Annotated in this window: 15 protein-coding genes; 7 read left to right on the top strand and 8 right to left on the bottom strand. The window is 71.1% G+C overall.

Annotated elements, in window-relative coordinates; genetic code table 11:
• Positions 1-6 precede the first annotated feature (6 nt).
• From IEX18_RS16090 to IEX18_RS16075, 4 genes are read right to left on the bottom strand one after another with little or no spacing between them, the layout of a single operon-like run.
• Positions 7-261, bottom strand: coding sequence for a hypothetical protein (locus IEX18_RS16090; protein WP_188660158.1), 255 nt, complete (start codon positions 259-261; stop codon positions 7-9).
• A gap of 6 nt (positions 262-267) precedes the next feature.
• Positions 268-3,531: an error-prone DNA polymerase gene (locus IEX18_RS16085; protein ID WP_188660155.1), complete on the bottom strand. Its 3,264-nt coding sequence runs from the start codon at positions 3,529-3,531 to the stop codon at positions 268-270.
• Positions 3,531-5,315 carry a Y-family DNA polymerase gene (locus IEX18_RS16080; RefSeq protein WP_188660151.1) on the bottom strand — a complete coding sequence of 595 codons (1,785 nt, stop codon included), beginning with the start codon at positions 5,313-5,315 and terminating at the stop codon, positions 3,531-3,533. Before IEX18_RS16080 ends, IEX18_RS16085 begins: the two co-directional genes overlap by 1 nt.
• Entirely contained in the window at positions 5,233-5,997 is a 765-nt protein-coding gene (locus IEX18_RS16075) for an ImuA family protein (protein WP_229664650.1), read from the bottom strand. The genes IEX18_RS16080 and IEX18_RS16075 overlap by 83 nt, the downstream gene beginning before the upstream one ends.
• A gap of 73 nt (positions 5,998-6,070) precedes the next feature.
• On the opposite strand from IEX18_RS16075, the gene IEX18_RS16070 reads away from it, so the two are divergent.
• Together IEX18_RS16070 and IEX18_RS16065 are read left to right on the top strand one after the other, a co-directional pair.
• Positions 6,071-6,448, top strand: coding sequence for a hypothetical protein (locus tag IEX18_RS16070; protein ID WP_188660148.1), 378 nt, complete (start codon positions 6,071-6,073; stop codon positions 6,446-6,448).
• Positions 6,449-6,460: 12 nt separating this feature from the next.
• Positions 6,461-7,087 carry an SOS response-associated peptidase gene (locus IEX18_RS16065; protein WP_188660145.1) on the top strand — a complete coding sequence of 209 codons (627 nt, stop codon included), beginning with the start codon at positions 6,461-6,463 and terminating at the stop codon, positions 7,085-7,087.
• A 19-nt stretch (positions 7,088-7,106) separates the two neighbouring features.
• Here IEX18_RS16065 and IEX18_RS16060 read toward each other — a convergent pair whose 3' ends face one another.
• Positions 7,107-8,258, bottom strand: a complete 1,152-nt coding sequence (locus tag IEX18_RS16060; protein WP_188660142.1) for an SGNH/GDSL hydrolase family protein — start codon at positions 8,256-8,258, stop codon at positions 7,107-7,109.
• Between the two features lie 96 nt (positions 8,259-8,354).
• On the opposite strand from IEX18_RS16060, the gene IEX18_RS16055 reads away from it, so the two are divergent.
• From IEX18_RS16055 to IEX18_RS16040, 4 genes are all read left to right on the top strand, one after another.
• Positions 8,355-9,476: a glycosyl hydrolase gene (locus IEX18_RS16055; protein ID WP_229664649.1), complete on the top strand. Its 1,122-nt coding sequence runs from the start codon at positions 8,355-8,357 to the stop codon at positions 9,474-9,476.
• Between the two features lie 2 nt (positions 9,477-9,478).
• Positions 9,479-10,804, top strand: a complete 1,326-nt coding sequence (locus IEX18_RS16050; RefSeq protein WP_188660139.1) for a glycoside hydrolase 5 family protein — start codon at positions 9,479-9,481, stop codon at positions 10,802-10,804.
• A 68-nt stretch (positions 10,805-10,872) separates the two neighbouring features.
• Positions 10,873-11,148, top strand: a complete 276-nt coding sequence (locus IEX18_RS16045) for a BrnT family toxin (protein ID WP_188660134.1) — start codon at positions 10,873-10,875, stop codon at positions 11,146-11,148.
• Entirely contained in the window at positions 11,135-11,365 is a 231-nt protein-coding gene (locus IEX18_RS16040; protein ID WP_188660131.1) for a BrnA antitoxin family protein, read from the top strand. The genes IEX18_RS16045 and IEX18_RS16040 overlap by 14 nt, the downstream gene beginning before the upstream one ends.
• A gap of 9 nt (positions 11,366-11,374) precedes the next feature.
• Here the strand turns inward: IEX18_RS16040 and IEX18_RS16035 are convergent, their stop codons facing one another.
• The 3 genes from IEX18_RS16035 to IEX18_RS16025 are packed head-to-tail and all read right to left on the bottom strand — an operon-like array spanning position 11,375 to position 15,806.
• Positions 11,375-12,847 (bottom strand): tryptophan halogenase family protein, encoded by a 1,473-nt coding sequence (locus IEX18_RS16035; RefSeq protein ID WP_188660128.1) that lies wholly within the window; start codon positions 12,845-12,847, stop codon positions 11,375-11,377.
• Entirely contained in the window at positions 12,844-14,265 is a 1,422-nt protein-coding gene (locus tag IEX18_RS16030; RefSeq protein WP_188660125.1) for a tryptophan 7-halogenase, read from the bottom strand. The genes IEX18_RS16035 and IEX18_RS16030 overlap by 4 nt, the downstream gene beginning before the upstream one ends.
• Positions 14,262-15,806, bottom strand: a complete 1,545-nt coding sequence (locus IEX18_RS16025) for a tryptophan halogenase family protein (RefSeq protein WP_308419355.1) — start codon at positions 15,804-15,806, stop codon at positions 14,262-14,264. The genes IEX18_RS16030 and IEX18_RS16025 overlap by 4 nt, the downstream gene beginning before the upstream one ends.
• 180 nt (positions 15,807-15,986) lie before the next feature.
• Between IEX18_RS16025 and IEX18_RS16020 the strand changes: the two genes are divergently transcribed.
• The coding region (locus IEX18_RS16020; RefSeq protein WP_229664648.1) for a hypothetical protein at positions 15,987-16,304 on the top strand (318 nt) is incomplete at its 3' end.

Genomic DNA, 16,304 nt, shown 5'->3' with positions numbered 1-16,304 from the left:
AAGGGATCAGGATCCGGGACGCAGCTGCCGGACGATGCCGTTGAGGGCTGCGGTGCAGCCTTGCGCGCGGCCGATATCGTGATCGGTGCCGGCCGAGTTCCAGAACATGTCGAGCGGCCAGCGCTCCGGGCAATGCGCGATCAGGCAGCGCAGCGCGAGGCGGACCTCGATCGTGTCGACCTTGCCCTTTCCCGAGCGGGCGGCGGCGGCGCGCAGGATGTGGAGGGAGAGCTCGATGATGATCCGATGGTGGCGTGACACGCGGGATCAGTGAAAGTCGCGGGACTTGATCCGCACGACCGCCTCCGGATCCATGCCGTTGGCGTGGGGCGGCCAATAGCTGTCGCGAGGGCCGGGGCGCCAGCCGGCGTCGCCGCGGTCGGGGCTGCCGGCATGGCGCGCGCCGTCGCCACGGCCGGTCGCGTGCGGGAAGTCCATCTGGCCGACCTGGGCGAGGAGCGGGCCATGGTCGATGATCCGGTCGCAAATGACGTGGATCACCTGCCCCTCCTTCTGCACCCGCCCCTTCATCCCGATCATCGCCGCCGACATGACGGTGCGGCGCTGCGCCTCGAACCGGTCGGGCCAGAGGATGCCGTTGGCGATGCCGGTCTCGTCCTCGATGGTGATGAAGAGGACGCCCTTGGCGCTGCCCGGCTTCTGGCGGACGAGGATGATGCCGGCGACCTCGACATGGCGGCCGTCCCTGATGTGGGCGAGGTCGGCGCAGCGGGTGATGCCGCGGCGGGTGAACTCCTGCCGCAGGAAGGCGAGCGGATGCGCGCGGAGCGAGAGCTGGAGCGCGCGATAATCTTCCACCACCTCGCGGCCCTCGGTCAGCGGGCGTAGCGGCACGTCTGGCTCCAGCCCCTCAGGGCTGAACACCGCGGCCTGCGCATCGGCGGCGGCGAAGAGCGGCAGGGGGGCCTCGCCCAGCCCCTTCACCTTCCACAAGCCCTGCCGGCGGTCCTCGCCGAGCGTGTGGAAGACATCGGCCTCGGCGAGCCGTTCGATCGCGGCGCGGGGCACGCCGGCACGCCGCCAGACCTCCTCGACCGAATGGAAGGGCGCGACTCCCCGTGCCGCGACGATCGCCGCGCCATGCGCATTGGCGAGCCCGCGCACCTGCCGCAGCCCCAGCCGGACGGCGCGATAGCGGCCCTTGGCCGGCTCCAGCGTGCAGTCCCAGCGGCTGGCATTGATGCAGGCGGGGCGCACCTCGACGCCGTGCTCGCGTGCGTCACGGACGACCTGCGCCGGGGCGTAGAAGCCCATCGGCTGCGCGTTGAGGAGCGCGGCGCAGAAGACGTCGGGATGATGATGCTTCATCCAGCAGCTGGCGTACGCAATCTTGGCGAAGGAGGCGGCGTGGCTCTCGGGAAAGCCATAGGAGCCGAAGCCCTCGATCTGCTTGAAGGTCCGCTCGGCGAAATCGCGGGGGTAGCCTCGCGACACCATCCCCTCGACCAGCTTGTCGTAGAAATGGCTGACCCCGCCGGTGAACTTGAAGGTCGCCATGGCGCGGCGCAGCTGGTCGGCCTCGACCGCGGTGAAGCCCGCGCCGACGATCGCGACCTTCATCGCCTGTTCCTGGAACAGCGGCACGCCCAGCGTCTTCTCCAGCACGGCGCGTAGCTCGGGGCGGGGATAGTCCGGCTTCTCGCGCCCCTCGCGGCGGCGCAGATAGGGGTGGACCATGTCGCCCTGGATCGGGCCGGGACGGACGATCGCGACCTCGATGACGAGGTCATAGAAGCGAGCGGGCTTCATCCGCGGCAGCATCGACATCTGCGCGCGGCTCTCGATCTGGAAGGTGCCGAGCGTGTCGGCCTTCTGGATCATCGCATAGACGTCCGGGTCGTCGTCCTGCAGGTCGGCCATGCTGACCCGGATGCCTTTGGCTTCCTCCAGCAGGTTGAAGGCGCGGTTCATGCAGCCGAGCATGCCGAGGCCGAGCACATCGACCTTCATGAATTTCAGCGCGTCGATATCGTCCTTGTCCCATTCGATCACCTGCCGGTCGATCATTGCGGCGGGTTCGATGGGGACGAGATCGTCGAGCCGGTCGTGGGTCAGCACGAAGCCGCCGGGATGCTGCGACAGGTGGCGGGGCACGCCGATCAGCTGGCGGGAGAGCTGCAAGGCCAGGCGCAGCCGCCGGTCGTTCATGTTGAGGTTGAGCTGCGCGACCTGTTTCTCGCCGACGCCCTCCTGGCTCCAGCCCCAGACGAGGCCGGCGAGCGCCTTGGTCAGATCCTCGGGCAGACCCAGGGCCTTGCCGACCTCGCGCACCGCGCCGCGCGCGCGATAGCGGGTGACGACGGCGGTCAGCGCGGCATGGTTGCGGCCATAGGTCTCATAGATCCACTGGATGATCTCCTCGCGCCGCTCATGCTCGAAATCGACGTCGATATCGGGCGGCTCGCGGCGCTCGCCGGAGACGAAGCGCTCGAAGAGGAGTTCGTGCTGGATCGGATCGATGCTGGTGATGCCGAGCACAAAGCAGACGCAGCTGTTCGCCGCCGAGCCGCGGCCCTGGCAGAGGATGCCGCGGCGCCGGCTCTCGGCGACGATGCTGTTCACGGTGAGAAAATAGGGCGCATAGCCGAGCTCGCCGATCAGCTTCAGCTCGTGCGCGATCTGGTCGCGATAGGCTTGCGGCACGCCGTCGGGGAACATCCGCGCCGCCGCGGTCTCGGTCAGCTGTTCGAGCGCGCCCTGCGCGGTCAGCCCCTCGACCACCCGCTCGTGCGGATATTGGTAGCTGAGTTCGCCGAGGTCGAAGGTGCAGGCACGCGCGATCGCGGCGGTGGCGGCGATCGCATCGGGGAAGGCGGCGAAGCGCCGTTCCATCTCGGCCGGGGATTTGAGGTGCCGGTCGGCATGGCGTTCGCGTCGGTAGCCGAGCGTATCGACCGTACACTTCTCGCGGATCGCGGTGACGACGTCCTGCAACAGCCGCGCCTCAGGGGCGTGATAGAGGATGTCACCAAGGGCGACAGCGCGGACGCCCGCCCCTCCGGCCAGTGCGGCGAGGTCGTGCAGGCGCAGCGCATCGTCGGGCCGGCGGCGGAAGGTAAGACCGCAATAGCCGCGTGCGCCGAAGGTCGTGCGCAATTCGGCGAGGCGCGCCGTGGTCACCGCATCCGCCTCATCCGGCAGCAGGATTGCAACCAGCCCGTCGCTCCAAGCAACGACGTCCGACCAGCCGAGCGTGCAGCCGCCCTTGCCGGCGCGCGACTTGCCAAGGGTCAGCAGCCGGGTCAGCCGCGACCAGGCGGGCTTGTCGGTCGGGTAGAGCAGCAGCGCGCGGCCGTCGTCGAGATCGACCCGCGCCCCCGCGATCATCCGCACGCCCGTCGCCTTCTGCGCCTCCCACGCGCGCACCAGCCCGGCGACGCTGCCGCGATCGACGATGCCGAGCGCGGTGTGGCCTTGCAACGCGGCGGCGGCGAACAGCTCGTCAGGGGACGAAGCACCGCGCAGGAACGAGAAATGGCTCGTCACCTGAAGTTCGACGTAAGTGCCCATCAGCCGAACAGCCCGTGGAGATACCAGCTGAGATCGCCGGTCGCAGGCTCGACGCCGTCGCCGCGGCGGAACAGCCAGAAGCGCGCGCCGCTTTCGTCCTCGACGCGAAAATAGTCGCGCACCGCCCAGACCTCGCCGTCGCGCCGCCACCATTCGCCATGGATCCGCTCCGGCCCGTCGCCCGCGACCACGGCATGGACCTGCCCCCGCCAGGTGAAGCGGCGCGGCGGCGCATCGGGGAGGAGCGCGAGCACGCCGGTCAGCGGCTCGGGCCGGCCGAGCAGCCGCACCGGCCGTCGCCAGGCCGGCCAGCCGGTCGGCGCGGCGAGCGGGGGCGCGCGGCGCACCGCACGTTCGGGCACGTCGCTCTCGACCGGCGCGGCGGTGAACAGCGCCGCCTCGCCGACCCGGCCGGCGATCTGGTCGACGAGCGTCGCGACGTCGGGCACCGCCGCCTCGCCGGTCAGATCGCCCGCCACCGCGGTCGCCCCCAGCGGATCGGTGCGGGTCGCGGCGAGGCGCATCGTCTCGATGCCGTCGCCCGGCTCGATCCGCTCGATGCGCAGGTGGAAGAGGCGGGCGAGATGCGCGGCGTCGCGGGTCGCGCGCGCGGTGCCGATCGCGAGGCGCTGCTCGCTGCCGTCGATCCGCTCGAGCAGCAGCACCAAAGTGCGCACGCCGCGCCCGCGCGCCTGCAACAGCAGCATCATGTCGGCGAGCAGGTCGGCGATCACCTGCTCGATCGCCTCGGCGGTTCCGATCGGTTCGAGCAGGCGGCGTTTCGCGACCGGCGTCTCCTCGGGCACGACCGGCACGATCGGCTCCGCCACCCGGCCGAGCGCCGCGTCGAGCCGGGTGACGCTGGCGAGGCCCAGCCGCCGCGCCAGCGGCCCGCGGGGCAGCGGCAGGAGGTCGGCGATCCGGTCGAAGCCGAACCGCTGCGCCGCCGTGATCGCGTCGGAGGTCAGGCGCAAGGCGGCGGGGGGCAGCGCGCTGATCGCCTGCGCCTCGCCGCCGGCCGGGACCAGCGTCACCGCCTCGCGCCCGTAGCGCGCCAGCGCATGGGCCGCGCCCGGCGTCCCCGCGACCGCGACCCGCGCGGTATAGCCGAAGCGCCGACAGAAGCGGACCAGCCCCGCACAGAAGCGCGCCTCGCCGCCATGGAGATGCGCCGCGCCGGTCAGGTCGAGCCACAGCCCGTCCGCCCCGCTCGGCGCGGCGGTCGGGGTCCAGTAGCGCATGGCGTGGAGGGTCAGGCCGTCGAGCACCGCCCCGTCCGCCGCTGGATCAGCGGGGCGGATGTCGAGATCGGGCACCAGCGCGCGCGCCTGAGTGATCGCCATGCCGGGCACGAGCCCCAGCGCCAGCGCCGCCGGGCAGGCGGCGGCGATCAGCTGCCGCTGGCCGATCGCCTCGGCGAGGATCAGCGGCACCGCGTGAACAACTGGCGCCGCCGGCACCGGCTGGCGGGCGACAGCGACGGGTGCCCGCTTGAACGGATGCTCCGCCGCCTCCGACCGGCGGCCGAGTTCGCGCATCGTCGGCTGCTGGTGGAGCGGCAGCGCCGCCGCCTCCTCGGCGATCGCGGCGCGTGCGCCCTCCGCCTGCGCCCAGCGCGCGCCCGGCCGCCAGCCGCCGCCCCGTGGCACCGAACAGGCGCCGGGATCGTCGTCGACCGGCAGCAGCGGCAGCGCGGGCGCGTCAGGCAGCGCGCGCGGCCGCTCCAGCCGCCGCAACCGCTCGATCGCGAGGTGCGGCAGGTAGAGCGAGGCGACCCGTGGCATCGCAAGCCTCCAGTTCCAGGGTGAAGCCCGGCCCGCCGCGCTGGCGGGCGAGCTCGACGGTCCAGCGCGGCCGGCCGACGCCCTGTGCGGGCAGCCGCGCCGAGGGCGCACAGACGATCCGCCAGCGCGTCATCGCCGCCGACAGTTCGCCCAAGGGGCAGACGCCCGCCTTGCGCCAGCGGCGGGAGAGCAGCGCCGGGATCCCGCCGGTCATCGCGGCGAGCTGCAGCCGGCGGGTGGCGACCATGTCGGCGCGCTTCACCTCGCCGACCACCGCGGCGAGCCCGCCATGGCGCAGCCCGTCTTCCATGACGGCAAGCACGTCCTTGTCCTCGCGCGCCTCGACGAACAGCAGCGTCGCCGGGTCGAGCCCCGCCTGTTCGAGGCCGGGCGCATAGAGGTCGAAGCGGGTCAGCGCCCAGAGCACCCGCCGGCCCTGCGCCGCCGCCGCCCGCGCGGCGATCCCGACCGCGAACAGCGTCGCCGCCGCATCGTCGCTCAGCGTCGGGGTCGCTGGCGACACCTCGTGCAGCCCGTCCAGCGCCAGTCCGCCGGCGGCGAGCCGGTCGTCCACCGCCGCGATTCCGAACGGCAGCACCCCCGCTGCGCCGGCGCGCGAGTCGCCGCCGCTCTCCCTCAGGAGCGCCTCGGCTTCATGGCGGCGAGCGGTGGCGGACATCATTGCAGCGACTCATCTGTTCGCTTTATGTTCCAGAGATTCGATCAAGGGGTCAAGGCGTTGCGGAGTCGAATCGATGAACCGAGCGGATGAGGATGGTCGCCAAGCCCTGTCGGCGCGCACCGCCGATGCGGAGCACGACCATGTCGGCCGGCGCCTCCGGACACTGGAGCAATGCGCGTTGCACAAGCGGACGCTGCGGCTGACCTGCCCGCGCTGCCGCCATGTCCGCATCCTCGACGCGGTGCCGCTCTGGTGGCTGTTCCAGCGGCGCGGATGGGACGATGCGCTGCCCGCCGTCATCGGCCGCCTGCGCTGTTCGTCCTGCGGCGGGCGCGGCGGCGCGGCCGTCCGCCCACGGCTTACGGTCGGGCGGGACCCGCCGACCGGCGCGCAGTTTCCCTATCCGGACGCGGCCAGCTGGAAGAAGCTTGTGTCGCGCTACCGCTCATGATCGAACGGCAGAATGTGCAATCTTTACAGCATCAAGACCGATCCGCGCGGCTATTTCGACGCGCTCGCGGCGGTGGAGGACCAAGCCAACAGCCTTACCGTGGACAAGGATTATGCCGCCCCCGGCAAGCCCGGCTTCGTCGTGCGGCAGGAGGCCGGGAGCCGCGTGCTCAGCACGATGCGCTGGGGCTTCCCGACCCGCAAGCCGCGCAAGCGCCCGGCGCGGGAGGGGGAAATGCCCTTTCTCTACGACTGGTGGACCAACGCCCGGAACATGCAGAGCAACATGTGGAAGCCATGGCTGCTGAAAGCCGAGCACCGCTGCCTCGTGCCCTTCACCCGCTTCGCCGAGCCCAAGGCCGCCGTCGACCGGCAGGGTCCCGGCGACACCAACTGGTGGTTCACGGTCGCCGACCAGGAGACGCCGTGTTTCGCCGGCCTGTGGAAGTTCGACCAGGACCATGACCGCGTCTACGCCTTCTGCACCACCGAGCCCAATCCCCTGGTCGCGCCCAGGCATCCCAAGGCGATGCCCGTCATCCTGCTCGCCGAGGATCAGGACCGATGGCTGACCGCACCGATCGACGAGGCCGTAGCGCTGCTGCAACCCTATCCGTCGCAGCTGATGGCGGTCCGCTGACCGTCCGGGCCCTCGGGGATCACCGCCGGCCGCGTGTCCATGTATCGGCGCGCGCGTCGATCGCGCCGGCCAGCGCATGGGCGATGGCGCGATCGTCGGCCAGGTCGGGATGGCCGTGACAGCCCTGGAACCCCAGGCCGGGGACCCGGACGAAGACCACCCGGCGATCGCCGTCGGCGTTGCGGCGGGCGACGACGCGCGCGGCCTCCGTGGCAACCTCGCCCTCCGCGATGTCGGTCGCCCAGATCACGATCAGCGCCTGCCGGTCGCGGCGGCGGAGCGACGCGATGAAGTCCGCGTAGCGTTGCTCATAGTCGGCATGCAACGCCGCGCGGTCGGGCCAGCGCTCCCCGGGCTTGAGCGCGGTCGAGAAGTCGTTGGTGCCCAGTCCGATCACGATCACCTGCGGGTGCCAGCCCGGCGACCGGTCCGGCGTGGTGCCGTCGAGCAGCGCGAAGGGATAGGCGCGGGGCAGGGTGGGCGCGTCGAAGCCGCCATAGTTGCGCACCACGCCGCGCCCCGAGATCGCGTTGACCCGATAGTCGGCGGCGTAGCGGCCGGCGAGCTGCCCCGCCGGACCGGCGGCGGTATCGGTGGTGCGCCAGACCGCGTCGGGCGTGCAGTCCTGCACCGGCGAGGTGTTGCCATAGCCGACGGTGTGCGAATCGCCGATGAACTCGATCTGCCGCGAGCGCGGGGCCGGGGGCGGCAGCGCCCTGGTGCCGGCGGGAGCGAGGATACCGTCGAAACGGGTCGGCCCGGACTGGCTCTCGCTGACCACGTCGACCCGGATGCGATGGACTTCCGTGCCTGAGCCGGCGGCGACGCGGTAGCGACCCGGTGCGGGTCGGACGAGCGCCACCGGGGGTGCTCCGTCGATGCTGACGTGCAGCGCCACTTCGCCGGGTCCGATGGCAAGATCGACCGCAGGGCCGCGGAACCGACCCTCGACATAGCTGCCGGGCCATTGCCGCAAGGCGCCATGGGGACTGGCCGCGTCCACGACCTGGCGACCGCCGCGATGCAGGTCGAGCCAGGTGCCGCCGCGTTCGTCGGCCGATTGCGGCACCGGCGTGATCCGCACCCGCGCGGGCGGTGCATCGCCCGCCGCCAGCATCAGGGCCGCACAGGGCACCAGCGCCAGCCTGATCGTCGCATGATAGCCCGGCATCGCAGCCTCCTCCCGGCAACCGACCGCCGCCCGTACAGACTAGCCGCTCGGTCCGGCGGGTAAAGCCTTGCGGTGCTTAGGGCAATTACAAAGAAAATGATTTTCTTTTATCCTCGGCACTGCCACGTTCCGCGCAACGAAGCGGCGGGAGAGGCGATGATGACGGGTGAGCGGAGCATGGCCGGAAGCGGTGCCGCGGCATGGACCCGCCGCCAGGCCCTTGCGGCGGCCGCCGCCTGTTCGTTGACGCCCGCCGCCGCCCTCGCTGGGCCGGACCCGTCGCGCCGGCTCGCCGTGCCGCAGGCAAGTGCGGCGGCGCGGGCGCTCTATGCGTGGCTATGGTCCCAATATGGACGCCGCACGCTGACCGGGCAGCAGGAGAATCCGGGTCCGCCGCGCGACGAGCTGGCCTATATCGCGCGGGTGACGGGGCGACAGCCGGCGCTGCTCGGGCTCGATTACATCCATCCCGCCGATTGGACCGGCGTGCGCGAGCGGGCGCTGGACTGGCACCGGCGCGGCGGCGTGGTGACGCTCTGCTGGCACTGGGGCGTGCCGACCATCGGCACCGGCTATGAGAATTCAAAGCGCGACTTCGACGTGGATGCGGCGCTGCGCGAGGGAACGGCGGAGAACCGCGCGATGGTCGAGCAGATGGACGCGGTGGCGGGCGAACTCGCCTGGCTGCGCGACCACGGCGTGCCGGTGCTGTGGCGGCCCTACCACGAGTTCAGCGGCGACTGGTTCTGGTGGGGCAAGCACGGCCCGGACGCTTTCCGCGCGCTCTGGACGACGATGTTCACGCGCTTCACCGTACGCCACCGGCTGGACAATCTGATCTGGGTGCTGGGCTGGGCGGGTCAGAACGTCGATCCGCGCTACTATCCCGGCCGCGAGACTGTCGATATCGCCGGCGCCGACATCTATGCCGCCGACCATGGCAATCTGGCGCCGATGTTCGCCGCGGTGAAGCGGATCGTCGGCGGGACCGTGCCGATCTGCCTGCACGAGAACGGGCCGATCCCCGATCCCGCGACGCTCGGCCCCGATTCCGAGTGGCTCTGGTTCATGACCTGGCACACGCGCTGGTTGACCGGCGGCAATCAGAACACGCCCGAGACCCTGCGGGCCGCCTACAACGCTCCCCGCTACCTGACGCTGGACGCGGTCGCCGACCGTCCGGGGTCCGGCCGGCGGGGCGCCCGGACAGGACGATGACCATGAACTTCGACCGCCGCACCCTGCTGGGCTCCACCGCGCTGCTCGCCGGGTGCGCGACGCTGGGAGGCGCGCCCGGCAGCGCGCCGCGTCTCTTCGTGCGGCGCGACGGCATGCGGCTGATGGCGGGCCGCGAGCCCTATCGCTTCGCCGGCGCGAACATCTGGTACGCCGCCTATCTCGGCGCGGATGCCCCCTATGGCGATCGCGCCCGGCTGGGCCGGGAGCTCGATGCGCTCAAGGCCATGGGGGTGACCAATCTGCGTATCCTGGCCTCGGCGGAGGAGGGACCGCTGCGCAACGCGATCCGCCCGGGCTTTCGCGGTCCGGGGCGCGATTATAACCAGACGCTGCTCGGCGGGCTCGACCATGCGCTGGCGGAGATCGGGCGGCGGGGCATGCGCGCCGTCTTGTACCTGACCAATTTCTGGGAATGGTCGGGCGGGATGATGACCTATCTCTCCTATGTCGATGGCGGCCGCTACATCGACATGAACGATCCGGCGCATCCCTGGCCCGCCTTCGCCAACGCCAACGCCGCCTTCTACCGCAACCCCGCCGCGATCGGTCTCTATCACGACTGGATCCGCGCGACGGTGACGCGCACCAATACGGTCACGGGCCTGCGCTATGCCGACGATCCGACGATCATGGCGTGGCAGCTCGCCAACGAGCCGCGGCCCGCGGGCGACGCGGCGCATGCCGACCTGCCGGCCTTCTACGCCTGGGTGCGCGACAGCGCGCGGCTGATCCGGTCGCTCGATCCCAACCATCTGATCTGTACCGGATCGGAAGGGCTGAAGGGGTCGCTGGAGCAGGCCGATATCGTGCTGGCCGAACATGGCATCGCCGAGATCGACTATCTCACCGCGCATATCTGGCCCAACAACTGGGACTGGGTGCGGCAGGCGGATCTGCCCGGCACCTTCCAGCGCGGCGAGGCACTGAGCGGCGCGTATCTGGCCCAGCATGTCGGCTTCGCGCGCCAGCTCGGCAAGCCGCTGATCATCGAGGAGTTCGGCTATCCGCGCGACGGCGGCAGCAACGATCCCGCGGCGACGACCGTCTATCGCGACCGCTTCTACGGGCTGATCTATGCGGCGGCGGAGCGCGACATGGCCGAAGGCGGCCCGATCGCGGGCACCAACTTCTGGGCGTGGAACGGCGAGGCGCGCGCGCAGCATCCCGACTTCCGCTTCCGCGCCGGCGACCATGCCTATATGGGCGATCCCCCGCACGAGCCGCAGGGTTGGTACGGCGTCTTCACCGGCGACTCGACGGTGCGGCTGATCGCGCAACACGCCGCCGCGATCGCGCGATTGCGATAGCGGGGGTCGGGTCATCGCGCAGACCGCATCGGGTTTGACAACCCCGATAAACGGGTGCACGATAAATCATGCAGATCGAGTTCGATCCTGCCAAGGAGGTCGCCAATCGCGCCAAGCACGGCCGATCATTGGCAGACGCAGCCAGGCTCGATTGGAACGTGACGCTGGAGCGCGAAGACGACCGCTTCGATTATGGCGAGGTTCGGTTCGTGGCGCTGGGCCCGATCGATGGGCAGCTTCACGTACTGGTCTTCACGGAGGGCTCGCATGAGGATGCCATCCGGGCGATCTCTCTGCGAAGAGCCGAGAAGCACGAGGCGAGATATTATCATGCCAGTCTTTGATCCGGAACTCCACGATGACAATCCGGCGATAGATGCGGACTTCATGGCGGGCATGAAGCCGTCGCGGCGGGGGCGTCCAAGGCTGGAAGCCCCGAAGGTTGAGGTGAAGATCCGCCTCGATGCGGCGACGGTAGACCATCTGCGGGGCAGTGGGCCCGGCTGGCAGACACGGGTCAATGCCGCGCTCGCCGATCTGGTCGCGGCCGGACGGATCTGAGGCTGCCCCCTACGACAGCGCCGGCATCTGCTGCGCCATGGCGGCGTTGCCGGCGCGGATCTGGTGCAGCGCGGTGAGGAGGCGGCCCTCGTCCAGAGCGTCCACGACCGGGTCGTAGCCGTCGGGCATGATGCCCTGGCCCAGCATCACCGCGACCCAGCTGGGAATCGCGAACAGCTCGTCATCATAGCGGAAGATCCGCCCCTTCTCGCGGAACAGCGCGAGCTTGCGGCGGAGCGTTTCGGGCAAAGCCATGGTGCGGACGTAGCGCCAGAAGGGCGTGTCGTCGCGCCGGGTCGCGGCATAGTGCAGGATGATGAAGTCGCGGATCGACGCATATTGGTCGCCCATCAGGCGGTTGTATTCGTCGCGCTCGACATCGCTGAAGCGCAGGTCGGGGAACAGCCCGAACAGCTTCGATATGCCCATCTGGATCAAATGGATGCTGGTCGATTCGAGCGGCTCCAGAAAGCCGCCGGACAGGCCGAGCGCCACGACGTTGCCCGCCCAGAGCCGCTGCCGCCGCCCCGCGGTGAAGGACAGGTGGCGCGCCGGGCCGGTGGGCGGCGCGTCGCAATGCGCCATCAGTACCCGCTCCGCCTCGTCCTGCCCGACAAAGGCGCTGGCATAGACATGGCCGTTGCCGGTGCGATGGCGGAGCGGGATCCGCCATTGCCATCCCGCGTCATGGGCGGTGGCGCGGGTCATCGGCAGCAGCGGGTCGCGCCGTTCGGTCGGAACGGCGATGGCGCGATCGCAGGGCAACCAGTGCGACCAGTCGTCGAACGGCACGCCCATCGCCTCGCCGAGAAGGAGCGAGCGAAAGCCCGAACAGTCGAGGAACAGGTCCCCCGCGACGCGCCGGTCGCCTTCCAGCCGTACCGCCGCGACATGGCCGCGCGCATCGCGCTCGACGCCGACGATCCGGCCTTCGATCCGCCGCGCGCCCTGCGCCTCGGCATGGCGACGCAGCAGGGCGGCATAGAGGCCGGCGTCGAAATGATAGGCATATTCGAGCCCCGCCAGGGGCGATCGCGGGTCCGGCGACGGAGGGGCGAAGCGGCCGGCCCGCGCCGCGACGGCGGACATGGCATAGTCGTCGATCGGGCCGATCCCCTCGCGGTCGCGCAGCTTCAGCCAGAGCTGGTGGAAGTTCAGCCCCTCGATGTCGCGGCCATGGGTGCCGAAGGGATGGAAGTAGCGGTCGGTGCCATCGGTCCAGCCGACGAACTCGATGCCGAGCTTGGGCGTGCCGCCGGTGGCGCGCAGGAACTCCGCTTCGTCGAGGCCGAGCCGGGCGTTGAAGCCGCGGATCGGCGGGATGGTCGCCTCGCCCACCCCGACCGTGCCGATCGCGTCGGACTCCACCAGCGTGATCGTGCGCTGCCCGTCGTCGAGGAAACGCGCGGCGGCGGCCGCCGCCATCCAGCCGGCGGTGCCGCCGCCGACGATCACCACCCGCCCGATCGGTTCGCCGCTCATCGCCGCTCATCCCGCCGCATCGCTGCGAGCATATCGGGATAGGGGGGCAGGGCACCTGCCAGCGCCGCCACCGCCTGCCGCAGTTGGGTCAGGGCCGCGACCGCGCTGGTCCGCGGCACCGACACGGCCAAGGGGTCGGCGATCTCGGGCCGGATGCCGAGTCCGGTCAGCGCCTGTTGCCAGCTCCCGCGGGCGATCATCGCATCCTCGATCGGCGGCAGCGTGCCGCGCCGCCCGAATTGCGCGCGCGCGGTCGCCAGCTCCGGCGGCGCGGCCCGGTCGCGCAGCGCATGCCAGAAGGCGCCCTTGCGCGCCTCGCCCGCCAGATAGAAGGCGGCGGCATAGGCATGGACGCGTTCGGCCATCGTGCCTGCGCGCCGGTTATATTCGGCGGCGATGTCGGGCGCATCGTTGCGGGCGGGCATCAGGTCGAGCGCGAGTTCGAGCTGGGCGAGCGCAAGCGGCAGTCCGTGCCAGCCGAGCGGGCCCGGCGCGGCCGCGGCGTCGCCGAGCGCCAGCAACCGGCCCGTCAGCGGGGTCGCGCGCCGTCCCGGCCGGATCGCGACACCCTCCGCGCCGGTGCCGAACGCACGTCGCGCCCGGGCATCGTCGGTGATCGCTCCGGCATAGGCGAAGCCCGTCAGCGTGCGCCGGGCGAGCGGCCAGCGTGCGGTCCAGCCATCGGCCACCGCCTGATAGTGATCGGTCGGCGACGGCGCGGGCGGGCCGGCGGCGAGGAGCAGGCGGTCCGCGGGGAGGGTCTCGCGCCAGTCGATCCAGTCGTCGCTCTCCCGGGGGCCTGCGGCATCGACCACCAGGTCGGCGGTGACGTGTTCGCCGTCGATCGTCGCGCCGCCATCGGGCGCAGGCACGGCCCGGCCGGCGCTGACCATGTGAACGCCCGCCGCGTGCGCGACGGCGGCGAGCAGCGCAGGCGCCTCTCCCGGATCGAGGCGCAGCGCATAGTCGAAGCGGGCGCGCAGCGCGCCGATCTCCTCGTCCGGATGCACGAAGCGCTCCGCCGCGGCGAGCGCAGCGCCCGGCACCAGCGCATGGAGCGGCCCATCGCCGTGCGCGCGCCACAGCTGGTGGAGCGATGCGCCGGCGAGCAGCGGTAGCCCGTCGCCTTCCTCGACCGTGAAGGGCGCGCCGCCCCAGGCGAAGCGCTGGCCGACACGGTGCGTCGCCGCGGCGGCGGCGAGCAGCACCCGCTCGTCGACCCCGAACCGCGCGAGGAGCGCCAGCGCGCGCGTGTCGAGCGCGGGCAGCCGGTCGGCGAGCGCATCGGGTCGTAACGGTGTGGCGACCAGCGTGACGCGCGCGCGCGGCAGGGCGCGGGCGAAGGCGAGCGCGGCGCAGAGCGCGGTGATGCCGCTGCCGATGACGAGGATCCGCTCGGGCGCGGTGCGCGGATTCATGCCGCCGCGGCCAGCCCGGCGGCGTGATCGGGCATCGCGGCGACCGCCGCCGCGATCCGCTCGTGCAGCCCGGCGAGCGCGGCGTCGAGTGCGGCGGCGTCGGGCAGGTCGGCGCGCGGATCCCAGCCCTGCGGCACGATACCCTGTCCCAGATAGACCGCGATCCAGCTGGGCTCGAGGAACAGCCCGTGCCGATAGTGGGAAACCTGCGCGGTCTGCCGCCACAGCGCCATCTTGGCAGCCAGGCTGTCGGGGACGGCCATGGTGCGGACATGATCCCAGAAGGGCGAATCGTCGCGGGTCGTGGCGTGATAGTGCAGGATCAGGAAGTCGCGGATCCGGTCATATTCCATGTCGACCAGCGCGTTGAACCCGTCGCGATCGGCATCGGTCACCCGGCGGCCGGGAAAATGCTCGATCAGCTGGGTGATCGCCATTTGCGCCAGATAGAGGCTGGTGGACTCCAGCGGCTCGAGAAATCCGGAGGCGAGCCCGACCGACAGGACATTGCCCACCCAGCTGCGCCGCCGCCGTCCGGCGCGGAAGCGGAGGAGGCGCGGCTCGGCCAGAGGCGGGCCTTCGAGGGCGGCGACGAAGGCGTCCGCCGCTGCCGCATCCGAGACATGGGCGCTGGAATAGACATAGCCATTGCCGACCCGGTGGGTGAGGGGGATGCGCCAGCGCCATCCGGCCGCCATCGCGGTCGCCCGCGTATAGGGCTCGATCCCGCCGGGCGGCGAGGCGCAGGGCGCGGCGACCGCGCGGTCGCAGGGCAGCCAGTGCGACCAGTCCTCCCACGCCTCCTCCATCGCGCCGCCGATCAGCAGCGCCCGGAACCCCGAACAGTCGACGAACAGGTCGCCTTCCACGCGGCTGCCATCCTCGAGGCGCAGCGCGGTGACGTCGCCGGTCTGCGCGTCCCGTTCGACCGCGACCACCTTCCCCTCGCTGCGCTTGACCCCCCGCGCCTCTGCATGGGTGCGCAGGAAGGGCGCGAAGCGGGTCGCATCGAATTGATAGGCATAGCCATAGGCCTGGGCGATGTCGTCGGCGTCGCCGGCCGGCCGGACGAAGCGCCGCGCCTCCGCCGCGACCACGCCGGTGGAATAGTCACCGATCGGCCGGACCGCGCCTTCATGGTGTCGGCGTAGCCAGTAGTGATGGAAGCCGACGCCCTTCAACGGGCGGCCATAGGTGCCGAAGGGATGGATATAGCGGTCGCCGATCGCGCCGAAGTCGCGAAACTCGATCCCCAGTTTGAAGGTCGCATGGGTCTGCGCCATGAACGCTGCCTCGTCGATCCCCAGCCGGGTAATGAAGGCACGCAGATGGGGCAGCGTCGCCTCGCCGACGCCGACGATGCCGATCTCCTCCGACTCGATCAGATGGACTTCGGCAGCGCGCGGGATCAGCGTGACGAGCGCCGCAGCGGTCATCCAGCCGGCGGTGCCGCCGCCGAGCACGACTACCCTGACCTTCAGGTCCTCCGACACCATCCCCTCCGCAACGGTCCGGCCGCTGCATGCCGCATCGCGATCCATTGCCCAAACGATTAGTCGTCAGAATACTTATATCAAGTTGCGATATTTCGCTTGTCGTCGGAAATTTGACGCGATAGTCCGGTGCAGCGCGGTCAACAGGGAATGAACGCGCCTGCCACACCAGACCTTCCGGCCTCGCACCGGAAGGCGGTTTCGGGATGAGGACTGAAAGGGGAAGACATGATCGTTCGTGCCATGAGCCATGCGAGCCGCACCGCCGGCCGTACCCCGCTGGCGGACCTGAGCATCGGCGTCTCCGCGCTGGCGCTCCTCTGCGCGACGCCCGCCCTGGCGCAGGATGCCGCGACCCCGACCAAGCCGGTGACCGAAGGATCGCAGGGCACGAGCTCGGGCACCCCCGCCGTGGAGGCGGGGACCGCGCCGACCGCGAACGACCAGGCCGCCGCCACCACCGGCACCTCGGGCGCCTCGCAAGAGGCCGCGGTCACGCCGCCCGACACCGATCGCGACGAGATCGTGGTGACGGGCGTGCGCCAG

Source organism: Sphingomonas metalli, from assembly GCF_014641735.1.
Lineage (GTDB): Bacteria > Pseudomonadota > Alphaproteobacteria > Sphingomonadales > Sphingomonadaceae > Sphingomonas > Sphingomonas metalli.
Note: the sequence above shows the minus strand (reverse complement) of the source record. Positions and strands in the feature narration are given on the sequence as shown.

Bases quoted from the DNA above. Each gene is read 5' to 3' on its own strand.
- IEX18_RS16085 (WP_188660155.1), bottom strand. From the start codon at position 3,531: ATGGGCACTTACGTCGAACTTCAGGTGACGAGCCATTTCTCGTTCCTG.
- IEX18_RS16080 (WP_188660151.1), bottom strand. From the start codon at position 5,315: ATGCCACGGGTCGCCTCGCTCTACCTGCCGCACCTCGCGATCGAGCGG.
- IEX18_RS16075 (WP_229664650.1), bottom strand. From the start codon at position 5,997: ATGATGTCCGCCACCGCTCGCCGCCATGAAGCCGAGGCGCTCCTGAGG.
- IEX18_RS16070 (WP_188660148.1), top strand. From the start codon at position 6,071: ATGAACCGAGCGGATGAGGATGGTCGCCAAGCCCTGTCGGCGCGCACC.
- IEX18_RS16065 (WP_188660145.1), top strand. From the start codon at position 6,461: ATGTGCAATCTTTACAGCATCAAGACCGATCCGCGCGGCTATTTCGAC.
- IEX18_RS16060 (WP_188660142.1), bottom strand. From the start codon at position 8,258: ATGCCGGGCTATCATGCGACGATCAGGCTGGCGCTGGTGCCCTGTGCG.
- IEX18_RS16055 (WP_229664649.1), top strand. From the start codon at position 8,355: ATGATTTTCTTTTATCCTCGGCACTGCCACGTTCCGCGCAACGAAGCG.
- IEX18_RS16050 (WP_188660139.1), top strand. From the start codon at position 9,479: ATGAACTTCGACCGCCGCACCCTGCTGGGCTCCACCGCGCTGCTCGCC.
- IEX18_RS16045 (WP_188660134.1), top strand. From the start codon at position 10,873: ATGCAGATCGAGTTCGATCCTGCCAAGGAGGTCGCCAATCGCGCCAAG.
- IEX18_RS16040 (WP_188660131.1), top strand. From the start codon at position 11,135: ATGCCAGTCTTTGATCCGGAACTCCACGATGACAATCCGGCGATAGAT.
- IEX18_RS16035 (WP_188660128.1), bottom strand. From the start codon at position 12,847: ATGAGCGGCGAACCGATCGGGCGGGTGGTGATCGTCGGCGGCGGCACC.
- IEX18_RS16030 (WP_188660125.1), bottom strand. From the start codon at position 14,265: ATGAATCCGCGCACCGCGCCCGAGCGGATCCTCGTCATCGGCAGCGGC.
- IEX18_RS16025 (WP_308419355.1), bottom strand. From the start codon at position 15,806: ATGGATCGCGATGCGGCATGCAGCGGCCGGACCGTTGCGGAGGGGATG.